10 protein-coding genes and 2 tRNA genes are annotated in these 11,374 nt (G+C 58.4%); 5 read left to right on the forward strand and 7 right to left on the reverse strand.

What is annotated here, in order from left to right:
• Window positions 1-342: 342 nt before the first annotated feature.
• Complete coding sequence (locus ACTJKV_RS08375; protein ID WP_130979455.1) at window positions 343-1,134, reverse strand: hypothetical protein; 792 nt, start codon at window positions 1,132-1,134, stop codon at window positions 343-345.
• 397 nt (window positions 1,135-1,531) lie between these two features.
• Between ACTJKV_RS08375 and ACTJKV_RS08380 the strand changes: the two genes are divergently transcribed.
• A complete protein-coding gene (locus tag ACTJKV_RS08380) occupies window positions 1,532-3,109 on the forward strand; it encodes a DUF1800 domain-containing protein (RefSeq protein WP_440598596.1) in 1,578 nt (525 codons plus the stop codon).
• 3 nt (window positions 3,110-3,112) lie between these two features.
• Window positions 3,113-4,294: a DUF1501 domain-containing protein gene (locus ACTJKV_RS08385; protein ID WP_440598597.1), complete on the forward strand. Its 1,182-nt coding sequence runs from the start codon at window positions 3,113-3,115 to the stop codon at window positions 4,292-4,294.
• 26 nt (window positions 4,295-4,320) lie between these two features.
• Here the strand turns inward: ACTJKV_RS08385 and mntR are convergent, their stop codons facing one another.
• The 4 genes from mntR to ACTJKV_RS08405 all read right to left on the reverse strand — a co-directional run bounded on the left by mntR (window position 4,321) and on the right by ACTJKV_RS08405 (window position 7,879).
• Window positions 4,321-4,770, reverse strand: coding sequence for a manganese-binding transcriptional regulator MntR (gene mntR / locus ACTJKV_RS08390; RefSeq protein ID WP_440598598.1), 450 nt, complete (start codon window positions 4,768-4,770; stop codon window positions 4,321-4,323).
• A 240-nt stretch (window positions 4,771-5,010) separates the two neighbouring features.
• Window positions 5,011-6,315, reverse strand: a complete 1,305-nt coding sequence (locus ACTJKV_RS08395) for an Nramp family divalent metal transporter (protein ID WP_333631829.1) — start codon at window positions 6,313-6,315, stop codon at window positions 5,011-5,013.
• Between the two features lie 221 nt (window positions 6,316-6,536).
• Window positions 6,537-6,947, reverse strand: coding sequence for an acyl-CoA thioesterase (locus tag ACTJKV_RS08400; RefSeq protein ID WP_062598528.1), 411 nt, complete (start codon window positions 6,945-6,947; stop codon window positions 6,537-6,539).
• Between the two features lie 50 nt (window positions 6,948-6,997).
• A complete protein-coding gene (locus tag ACTJKV_RS08405) occupies window positions 6,998-7,879 on the reverse strand; it encodes a TrmH family RNA methyltransferase (protein ID WP_113227179.1) in 882 nt (293 codons plus the stop codon).
• A 223-nt stretch (window positions 7,880-8,102) separates the two neighbouring features.
• On the opposite strand from ACTJKV_RS08405, the gene ACTJKV_RS08410 reads away from it, so the two are divergent.
• Window positions 8,103-8,187, forward strand: a tRNA-Tyr gene (locus ACTJKV_RS08410).
• A 25-nt stretch (window positions 8,188-8,212) separates the two neighbouring features.
• A tRNA-Gly gene (locus ACTJKV_RS08415) sits at window positions 8,213-8,286 on the forward strand.
• Between the two features lie 556 nt (window positions 8,287-8,842).
• Here the strand turns inward: ACTJKV_RS08415 and ACTJKV_RS08420 are convergent.
• Window positions 8,843-8,977: a hypothetical protein gene (locus ACTJKV_RS08420; protein ID WP_272865792.1), complete on the reverse strand. Its 135-nt coding sequence runs from the start codon at window positions 8,975-8,977 to the stop codon at window positions 8,843-8,845.
• A gap of 236 nt (window positions 8,978-9,213) precedes the next feature.
• Window positions 9,214-9,846 carry a TerC family protein gene (locus ACTJKV_RS08425; RefSeq protein WP_062426609.1) on the reverse strand — a complete coding sequence of 211 codons (633 nt, stop codon included), beginning with the start codon at window positions 9,844-9,846 and terminating at the stop codon, window positions 9,214-9,216.
• Window positions 9,847-10,196: 350 nt separating this feature from the next.
• Here ACTJKV_RS08425 and tuf point away from each other — a divergent pair, with 350 nt between their 5' ends.
• Window positions 10,197-11,372 carry an elongation factor Tu gene (gene tuf, locus ACTJKV_RS08430; RefSeq protein ID WP_111851116.1) on the forward strand — a complete coding sequence of 392 codons (1,176 nt, stop codon included), beginning with the start codon at window positions 10,197-10,199 and terminating at the stop codon, window positions 11,370-11,372.
• Window positions 11,373-11,374: the final 2 nt, after the last annotated feature.

The raw sequence follows: 11,374 nt of genomic DNA on the forward strand, positions 1-11,374 counted from the left end.
CGGCGAACTCGCGCACTATTATGTCCAGGTTCATCTTAGCGCCGCGGTCGGCAGCGTAGATGGCTAGAACCAGCGCGTGAGACTGTTTTTTGGCGGACCTGCCACTGCGGGGGTCGGGTCCAGGTGGATCCAAGAGCCCGATTAAGAACTCGCTTGAGAGTCTTTCTAGCGCGGCAGGGTCACCCTGCTTGGCCTTTCGCCAGGCGTCATTCCAAATCATACCACATGACTCTGCCAGTATTGCCCTATCGGTGCACCCAGCGAGCGGACCTAGCAATAATGGATAAAGAAAAGGGAGCGTGAGGAAAGCGGAACGTCCCCTTTTTGAGTCGTGCCGGACTTTCATTCTGCCACCGTTCCATTATTCGCCGCTTTGCGCCAGCGATGAGCGAGTTCGTAGGCCGCGTCGATATTTTCGCGCCATCGGGGTAGGTCTAAGAGGGAAAATTGCACAGTTAGGCCGAGGTTTTCCATACTCCACCACACGTGACCGAAACAGATAGGGTTTGGCACGCGCTCGGCCTTAGCGCACTGCAAGATTACCGACGGCTCGCTGCCGGAGAAAAAGTGATCAAATGGTGCTTCCTCTGATCCGTCATAGTAATTGAGGTCATATTTCGTGCCAGAGAACTCGGCACCGAGGTTCTTCTTGGTGTTTTCAAGGCGCTCCGCTGGGAGACGGTCTCTCAGTGGAGACGTGGAAAGAGGCAACCATGGGTTTTCGATTGAAGCAATGACGATGAAATCGCCATCCTCCGGCATCTTCCTTCCATTCTCGCAGAAGCGCGAGGACGCTATTGACAGCGTGTCCCTTTCTGGCCAGCGCAATGTCGGCATCCAGAAGGCGTAGCTGATCCCTGTACCCATACGCTTTTCACTAGCACCCGGCGTTGCAGGCGTGATGTCCTCCAAAGGGGCACCATACCACGGGCTTAGGTGGCCCAGCGGCACTTTGAGCCAAGTTCCTGACGCGTTGAAGAAGTATTCTTTGGATAGCTCGCGACCCCGGTAATCCCTTTGATTGATCGGATTGCTCGGCTTGATTGATGGCGGGCAAGTAACGTTATCCGCGTAGGCGAGGGAAAAAAAAGTTAGTGTTGCCGCTAGGCACAAGAGACCGAACTTCACTGCCATCGCGTTGCGCTTCTTCGCCTTGTTGTTGATCGCGCTGTTTGGACCGCCCTTGCGCCCTCGCTTCAGCGATTCTCCACCTTCGCCGAAGTCTGGTCAAGCCGCATTCAACCTGTGAGCCTCACCCCTGAAACCGCTTCGAGTTCCAACGTCACCGTTGTCGATTCACTGCGCGGCGCAGGTGACAACAGTATCGGCGCGTGGTGTTTCGTCTGCGTAGACGGTGAGGGCAGGTCTCTCAGGCTAAATGCATCGCATTGGCGAGCAATCCTGCGCCAATGCTACTGCCTTGGCACGGATTACAAATTGTCCATGTCGGCAAAATGCCGCCATTCTGCACGTTTTTTGCCCGAATTGACGGGGATTCTGCTGCTCTCGATAGTTGGCAGGAGTGGCAGGCATGGCTCCGTTTTCTCCAACGATGGCGGCGATCCGCTATGGTTACGGTCTTGCGCCGGACCAGATACTCAGCCGAAACACGGACGATCTGCTGGTGCAGCTCGTGGATGCGCCTTTGAAGGAAAGCTTCTTTCCAATTGGCGGTGCTTTTGATGCGCGGCAAAGGGCAGACGACCTCGCCAAGGGGTTTGAGGCGCTGAAGATCGCCAAGAAAGACAATGATGCCGAGACTGATCGCGCGGCGCGCCAGCAATTGCAGCGCAAGGCGGAGCAGAGCTTTCAACGCGATAGTCTTGCCCGGGTGCTTCAGGCGGCCTTCTCATCCTATGGGTTTCACGAGAGGCTTTCGGCCTTCTGGTTCGACCACTTCTCCGTCAATGCGCACAAATCCTTCCCGATGCGGATGATCACGCCGCTCTATGAGGTCGAAGCCATTCGCCCACATCTTGCGGGATCGTTTCGCGATCTGTTGCAGGCATCGGTTCTGCATCCGGCCATGCTGATCTATCTCGATCAGGCGCAATCGACTGGCCCGCAATCGGCAGCGGCGACAAATCGAAAGAAGGGTCTGAATGAAAATCTCGGGCGCGAGTTGATCGAGCTGCACACGATGGGTGCGGGCAGCGGTTATACGCAAACCGATGTGCGCTCTGCGGCGCTGGTGCTGACGGGCATGACCGTGGACGATCATTACGAGATGATGTTTCGCCCCCGCATGGCAGAACCTGGAGAGATCAAGGTGCTCGGCGTCAACTACGGTGGCGACCCGCGATCGGCTGATGACTGTCTCGTCATGCTGGATGATCTGGCAAGCCGCCCGGAAACGGCGCAGCATATCTGCCGCAAACTCGTGGCCCACTTCATCGCCGACAATCCGCCGCCGGATGTGATTGCCGCGATGGTCAAAGAGTGGAAGGCGAGCGACGGCAATCTGGCGAAGGTCTATGCCGCCATGCTCAACCATCCGCGCGCCTGGCAGGAGCCCGGTGCCAAGATGAAGCTGCCTTTCGACTATGTCGTCTCCGGACTTCGCGCTTTTGGCATCACCAGGAAGAATTGGCGCGAGCGCATGTCTCCGGATGGTGATGATAGCTACACGCCCTTCGATACGCCTGTCGCGGCTGCGGCCAAGCAGGCATTGAAGAGCGCAAGCGATGACATGGCGCCCGCCATGCAAGGCGACGGCGCGCAGATGGCGATGGAGAAGCCGACTGCGGAAATGAAAGCAGCGATGCCCTCCGATCCGGCGCAACTGCCGAAGCCGAAGGCCAGTCTTGCCCGGACGTTGACGGTGGCAGCCCTTCGCCGCATGGGCCAGCCGGTGTGGCAGCCCCCGAGCCCCGCGGGCTTCGAGGAGGGCGTTGCCTCGTGGCTTTCGCCCAGCCAGATGAGCGAGCGCATTCTCTGGGCGCGGAAGGCATCCGGCGCGCTCGGCAAGGATATGGAGCCGAAAAAGCTTCTTGAAGTGTCGCTGGCCGATCAGGCGCGCGACGACACGATCCGAGTGGTTGGGCAGGCGCCGAACCGGGTCAGTGGTTTGACGCTGGCGCTGTCTTCCCCCGAATTTAACAGGAGATAGGACATGGCCTTCTCTCAGGATATGATGTTGAGCCGCCGCGGCTTCTTGATGACCGCTTGCTGTGCGGCCGCTGTGCCAGCTTTCTCTCCGGTCAGTTTCGCCGCAATGCCGGGCGAAAACCGCTTCGTGACGATCGTTCTGCGCGGTGCGATGGACGGGCTCGATTTGGTGCAGCCCTATGGCGACCCCGCCTTTGCCCAATTTCGCCCGACATTGGCGCTGAAGCCCGATGAAGGTCTGATCGATCTCGACGGGCATTTCGGCCTGAACCCTGCGGCAGAGGCGCTGATGCCGATGTGGCAGGCGAAGGAGTTGGCCTTCGTCCATGCGGTCTCAACGCCCTATCGCGACCAGCGCAGCCATTTCGATGGGCAGGACATGCTCGAAAGCGGCGCAGAGGCGGTGCGTGGCGAACGCACGGGTTGGCTGAACCGGGCGCTGTCTGCCATCCCGCGATCCGAAGATCGCAAGGCAATCGATATCAACACATCGATGGAGCTCATTCTATCTGGGCCGAACGAGGCGGATGTCTGGGCCTCTAGCTCCAACATGACGATGGCGGCCGATGAAGTCGGTTTCTTCAAGCGGCTCTATGCCAATGACGCGGAGTTCAGCCGGGTGCTGGCCGAAGCGCTGCGCACCGATATGGCGGCCGAGCAATTGTTTCAGGATGAGAAGCGCGGGCAGGGCATTCGCGATATTGCCAAGCTTGCTGGCGGCATGCTGCGCGAGGACTATCGTATCGCCAGCTTTTCTGTTGATGGCTGGGACACGCATGCGGGACAGAAGGCGCAGTTTGCGCGCACCGTAAAGGATCTGACCATTGCGTTGACGACGCTGAAAGATGCCCTTGGGCCCGATGTGTGGAAGAAGACAACGGTCCTCGCAATGACGGAATTTGGCCGTACGGCGAGGGAGAATGGCACTGGTGGAACCGACCATGGCACGGGCGGCGTCGCCATTCTCGCAGGCGGCGGCATTCAGGGCGGTCGTGTTCTTGGCAAATGGCCGGGCCTCGGTGACGGCAAGTTGCTGGACGATCGCGACCTGATGCCGACCGGCGACGTGCGCGAAGTCGCTGCCGCCATGCTCTACCGCCAGTTCGATGTCGGTAGCGAAGCCCTGACCAATGGTATTTTCCCGGGACTGTCTTTCGACAGGTCGTCGGCTTACCTCAAGATATGAGCGGCGTTCGATCGGACCAAGGGTCTCTACTCTTTTTCGAGAAAGCGTTGGAACGCCTTCAGCGTCTTTTCGCTGACATGGTGCTCAATTCCTTCGGCATCGGCCCGTGCCGTGTCCGGATCGATGCCAAGACGACATAGGAACGCTTCGACGATCTCGTGGCGCCGTCTCGTCTGCTCGGCCAATTGCTGGCCCTCTTCGGTGAGGAAAATGCCGCGATAGCGCCGTTGCGTGATCAGTCCTTCTTCAGCAAGGCGCTTCAGCATCTTGGCGGCGGTTGGCTGCTTGACGCCGAGACGTTGGGCAATATCGATCTGACGTGCCTCACCGGAATGCTCGATCAGGTCAGCGATCAGCTCGACATAGTCTTCCATGAGTTCGCTGCGACGTGCCTCCCGGCTTTTCTGAAAAGCTTCGGCATGCGTTTCCACCTCGGTGGAAGACAGTCGGCTTTCATTGGGGATGGGCTGCTTCATCGGTCGAGACTCTTCACGCTTCCGTTCTTTGTTTTGTCGCGTGTCGTTATCGCAAAACCGGTGAACACTTTTGCGCGACGTGCTTTGAAGCGTGTCGCGATCCTTCAGATTCGCGCCTTACGCTTTCGTTCTTTGTTCTGTCGCATCTCGTTATCGCAAAACCGCTGCACACTTTTGCGCGAGATGCTTTATGATCATCTCATATAGCCTGTGAATTTCCAGAGTATTGATGAAGTGCTCTTAGCCCAGGCCTGGGACCGGAACGCCGAAGGTCTGAAGCAGCAGCACTGCATTGAGGCACAGGATGATGACGGTGCCTACGATCGCTGCGATGTCGAGCAACCGCTTGTTGGCGAAGCTGCCCATGATCGCGGGATTGCGGGTGAACATGACGAGCGCGATCATTGGAATCGGCAGGGCGAAGGACAGCACGACCTGGCTGTAGACCAGCGCATCGGTGGTGTTGACGCCCATCAGCACGACGACAAATGCCGGCAGCATGGTGACAAGGCGGCGCAGCCAGATCGGGATATGGAAACCGACGAAACCTTGCATGATCATCTGCCCCGCCATGGTGCCGACGGCGGAAGACGACATGCCCGAGGCCATCAGTGAAATGAGGAATACCATGGCCGCGGCTCCGCCCAGCAACGGCGTAAGCGTGTGATAGGCGGTTTCGATCTCGGCGACATCCGTATGGCCGGCATGGAAAGCCGCCGCCGCCATGATCACCATCGCCATGTTGACCATCCCTGCGACGGCAAGGGCGATGACGCATTCCCAGTTGGAAAAGCGCAGGAGTGTTTTTCGCTCGGCGTCGTTGCGGGCCGTGGCACGATGCTGTGTGAGGCCGGAATGGAGATAGAGCGCGTGGGGCATGACCGTCGCTCCGATAATGCCGACCGAGATCGTCAGCGCCGCTGCATCCGGCATGGAGGGGGTAATCACGCCGAGACCGGCTGCGGCCCAGTCAACCGGCGCGATGAACATCTCGATGACATAGCAGATGCCGATAACGGAGACCAAAGCCCCGATGATCAGCTCCATTGGGCGGAAACCGCGCCCATCGAAGAGAAGAATACCGTAGGTGACGACGGCCGTGACCGCCATGCCGGCAAGCAGCGGCATGCCGAAGAGCAACGACAGACCGATCGCACCGCCAAGGAACTCCGCCAGATCGGTCGCCATGGCTGCGATTTCGCTGACGATCCACATGACAATCCTGACCGGTGTGGAGAACTGGTCGTGGCACATCTCCGCCAGATTGCGTCCGGTGACGATGCCGAGTTTGGCCGATAGAGCCTGGAACATCATGGCGATCAGATTCGCCATCAGCACGACCCATAGCAGCGAATAGCCATAGCCGGAGCCCGCTTGGATGTTGGTTGCGAAATTGCCAGGGTCCATATAGGCGATTGAGGCAACGACAGCCGGTCCAGCAAAGAGCAGCAGCGAGCCGACACCGCGTCGCTCTCCGGTCAGAACTTCTCGTATTTTTGCATCGGTTCGTTCCGACAGGGTCGGTCGCGTCACCGTGTCCGTCATCAGGCTCTCCACGTCGCTGCACTGCAACATAGCAAGGGCTAATTCTCTGTCAATGAGCTATGATTGGGAGATAAGGCAAAGTGAAAACATCGCCCCTTCGGACTCGATCGCGAGTCCGAAGGGGCGATGCTAGATCGGTAATGGACTGATGAGGCGTGCCGGGAAGCGAGATCAAGCTATCCCGTGGCTATCCCAACGTGGCCCGAGGGCGGCAGTGGGTCTCAGACCTCGATAGTTTCGACCGAATTCAGCGGCGGAAGCGGCGTTGGCGTACCGTTTTCATCCATGGCAACCATGATGAAGGTGCCAGCCGTGACCTTCTCCAGCTTGTCGTAGCGTGAGCGCTGCGCCCATGCCTCGACGCAAAGGGTGATCGAGGTGCGCCCGGTGCGGGTGATATCGGTATAGATGGACAGCGTGTCACCGATCTTGACGGGAAGCTCAAAGGCCATTTCCTTCACCGCCGCCGTCACCACGCGACAGCGCGCCCGTTCGGCAGCACGAATGCCGCTTGCCAAGTCCATCTGAGACATGACCCAGCCCCCAAAAATATCCCCTGCCGGGTTGGCATCGGCCGGCATGGCCAGCGTGCGAAGCGTCAGTTCACCGGTGGGCTTGGGGGCTTGGTTCATTGGGTTGTCTCTCCATGGCTGTTTAAGTTCTCGTGAATCACGCGATGGCCCTACGCCTTCGTCAAAAACTGCCGCGTTGCATAGAGCGCAATGGCAGCCGCATTCGAGACGTTCAGCGACTTGATTTCGCCGGGCATGTCGAGGCGCGCCAGATGCGTGACCGTTTCGCGCGTCTTCTGGCGCAGGCCTTTGCCTTCGGCACCGAGAACCAAGGCAATCTTGTCGCCGCTGAAGGTCTGCTCAATGGGAGCGGGGCCTTCGGAGTCGAGGCCGATGGAGGTGAAGCCGAGCTTGTGCAGTTCACCCAGCGCATCGGCGAGATTGGTGATCTGGATGTAGGGGATCATTTCCAGCGCGCCGGAGGCGGATTTTGCTAGCACGCCGGATTCGGTCGGGCTGTGGCGCATGGTGGTGATCAGGGCACCGGCATTGAAGGCGACTGCCGAGCGCATGATGGCGCCGACATTGTGCGGATCGGTGACCTGATCGAGAACCAGGATCAGCGGGCTGTCTTTCAGGGCCGAAAGCTTGCGAACCGGCAGCGGCCGGGTTTCCAGCATCACGCCCTGGTGGATGGCGTCCGGACCAAGAACCTTATCGATGTCCTGCGGCGCAACCATCTCGACCGGGAAGGGCTGGGCGGTGGCTTCACCGATTTCCAGCCGGGCGAACGCGTTTTGCGTCACGGACAGCTTGATGATCTGCCGTTCCTTGTTGGCAAGGGCCGCACGCACCGTATGCAGGCCGTAGAGATAGACCTGGTCGGCGCCAAGCTGCGGCGGCTTCCAGTCATCTGCGCCCTTGTTGCGGCGCTTTTGCTGCGGCGGCGTGGGGATTTCTCCGCGCTCACGCTTACCGTCGCGCACCGCGCGTCGGAGGTTGGCATAGTGCGTGTCGCGGGTGGATTTATCTTTGGGATCGTCTTTGCTCATGTCGCTTTATATCGCTGCCGGGTCATCCGCACCAGTCCCCACCGCATGAGCTGGCGCCATCCACAGGGCTTTGACACTGCTCGAATTTTTTCCTGAAATTTCGACCCGCATCGTGTTGACAGAACGATGAAGGGCCGTCATATACGCGGCCACAGACGACGAACGGCGCAGCGCCGAACGGACATCTGGACTAAGCTTGGTCGCTTGATCCTCGCAGAATACTGGAGGGATGCCCGAGTGGTTAAAGGGGACGGACTGTAAATCCGTTGGCTCAGCCTACGTTGGTTCAAATCCAACTCCCTCCACCATTCTGCACGGATCGAAATCACCGCCGCGGGTATAGCTCAATGGTAGAGCAGCAGCCTTCCAAGCTGAATACGCGGGTTCGATTCCCGCTACCCGCTCCAAACACGTTTCCCCTACATAGATCTTGTTCGATTGCAGATGACGTCGATGTTTTGCGTTGAGGCGTTCCGCGTTCGAACTTCAATCACGAAACATCGTCTGCCTGATTCCTCGTCTCTCTGTGAGACGGATCAGCGATGACCGCAGAATCACCGACTGCATCGCGATTTTGGTGAAGTCGGTTGAGATGACGATCCGCACTATGAACTGACGTGGCTGCTCACCGCAGCACTGAACGGATGATCTCAGCCCTTCGCAGCCTGTCGTCGATACCTGACCTCGAAGAGGTCACGGTGGAGCGCCCCGAGTGGGGTCTATCCTCCTTGTAATTTCAAGGTCTGAGGAAATGCGAGGGGAGTGTGCGACTCAACGTCTGCCTAGCCGCTCCGGAAGGCGCGGAGACTGTAGGATTAGACGTGCTGCTCGAGATTCGCTGTTCGGGTGCAAGAACTGCGGCGCTGCCAGGATATAGAAGACTCTTTCGAGCGCTTGGACAAACGTACGTTTGGCTGGGATGGGCTGCGGTCTTGCCAAAGGCCGCAGCATTTTATTCGGGGTTTAGCTCGCGGTGTAGTAGACGAACTGCGCAACCAACGCGGCCAACAGCATGAAGGTGAGTGCTGCGCCAATCTTTAACTGTCGAGAGCGCCGTGTACGGCCGCCGGACCAGTCATAGGCCATGGGTTCAGACATCCTTTTGGTTATTCGTTATGTCTAAAGTAGTGGTCTTCTATGCTTGCGTGAGGCTGACGGCAATCACCAGAAGGGACAGGCGAGTTCTTTGGCTTGTTTTAGAGCCGCTTTACGCGGCCGCGAAGAATCAACTTGGCGGATACAGTCCTGGTATCCTTCGCTTTCGATGGAGATGAGAAGCCCGAAAGATTCTGTTTCGGGCTGCCCTTTATTATTAAGAGAGCGGTCCGGCTCGCTTAGCTGAAGTAGGGCTGGACGTAAGGCCAGACTTCGACAGCGCCATGATAGAGCATGTTGAGCGCGACGTAGACGATGACGGCGAGGCCGACATAGGAGATCCAGCGATAGCGGTGGAGCAGCTTGGCAACGAAGTTGGCGGCAAGGCCCATCAGCGCGATCGACACGACGAGGCCGATGATGAGGACAGTCACGTGGTCCTGTGCGGCACCGGCAACGGCCAGAACATTGTCCAGCGACATGGAGACGTCGGCAATGACGATCTGGGTTGCGGCCTGGAAGAACGTCTTGTGACCCTTGGTCAGATCGGCTTCCGCGTCGGTGACCGTGTCTCCTGCAGACGCGTTTTGTTCGCGAAGTTCGCTCCACATCTTCCAGCACACCCAGACGAGCAGGAGCCCGCCGAAAAGCTGGAGGCCGACGATAGCAAGCAACTGAACTGTCAGCGCCGCAAAGGCGATGCGCAGCACGGTTGCGGCGATGATGCCGACGAGGATCGCCTTGCGGCGCAGATGAGCAGGAAGGCCTGCGGCGGCCAGACCGATGACGATGGCGTTATCACCTGCGAGAACCAGGTCGATCGCGATGACCTGTAGAAAGGCGGTGAAGCCAGCTGCTGTAAAGATTTCCATTCTATATCCCGAAGCGTAGGCAAAGGGCCGCGCGAAAAGCGACGCCGAAGTGATGTGTGAAGAGCGCTAGAGCCTGTTTCAATCGCCGTTTCCCCCTGGCGATTTCGGCTGGCAATATGACAGGAATTGGATCGAGGTAAAGAGTAACGGTACTTCAGCCGCGTCACGGGCTCCTTAAAGTGGTTGATAACGCGGTGAAACATCCCCATATGCCGGCAATCGCGCTGCTTTTGGCTGCCGATTCCACGCGTCGACAATTAAGTCTTGCGCATTCGGTTACAAAGCCTTAAACGGCGACACCAAACCGGTTCGCCGGGAAAACTACTTCACGTTCACAGGAAGCAATTCACATGGCAAAGAGCAAGTTTGAGCGGAATAAGCCGCACGTCAACATCGGCACGATCGGTCACGTTGACCACGGCAAGACGTCTTTGACTGCCGCGATCACGAAGTACTTCGGCGAGTTCAAGGCGTATGACCAGATCGACGCGGCTCCTGAAGAGAAGGCTCGTGGTATCACGATTTCGACGGCGCACGTTGAGTATGAGACCCCGAACCGTCACTACGCTCACGTTGACTGCCCCGGCCACGCCGACTACGTGAAGAACATGATCACCGGTGCTGCGCAGATGGACGGCGCGATCCTGGTTTGCTCTGCTGCTGACGGCCCGATGCCGCAGACGCGCGAGCACATCCTGCTTGCTCGCCAGGTTGGCGTTCCGGCGATCGTCGTGTTCCTCAACAAGGTTGACCAGGTTGACGACGCAGAACTTCTGGAGCTCGTCGAGCTTGAAGTTCGCGAACTTCTGTCGTCCTACGACTTCCCAGGCGACGACATTCCGATCGTCAAGGGTTCGGCACTTGCTGCTCTTGAAGATTCCGACAAGAAGATCGGCGAAGACGCCATCCGCGAGCTTATGGCTCAGGTTGACGCCTACATTCCGACGCCTGAGCGTCCGATCGACCAGCCGTTCCTGATGCCGATCGAAGACGTGTTCTCGATCTCCGGTCGTGGTACGGTTGTGACCGGCCGCGTTGAGCGTGGTATCGTCAAGGTTGGTGAAGAAGTCGAGATCGTCGGCATTCGTGCGACGTCGAAGACGACTGTTACCGGCGTTGAAATGTTCCGCAAGCTGCTCGATCAGGGCCAAGCTGGCGACAACATCGGTGCACTGGTTCGTGGCGTACAGCGCGATGGCGTTGAGCGTGGTCAGATCCTTTGCAAGCCAGGTTCGGTCAAGCCGCACAAGAAGTTCATGGCAGAAGCCTACATCCTGACGAAGGAAGAAGGCGGCCGTCATACGCCGTTCTTCACGAACTACCGTCCGCAGTTCTACTTCCGTACGACTGACGTTACCGGTATTGTTTCGCTTCCAGAAGGCACGGAAATGGTTATGCCTGGCGACAACGTCACGGTTGAAGTCGAGCTGATCGTTCCGATCGCGATGGAAGAAAAGCTGCGCTTCGCTATCCGCGAAGGCGGCCGTACCGTCGGCGCCGGCATCGTTGCCTCGATCATCGAGTAATC

It is taken from the genome of Agrobacterium sp. 22117, assembly GCF_052045735.1.
Taxonomy (GTDB): domain Bacteria; phylum Pseudomonadota; class Alphaproteobacteria; order Rhizobiales; family Rhizobiaceae; genus Agrobacterium; species Agrobacterium cavarae.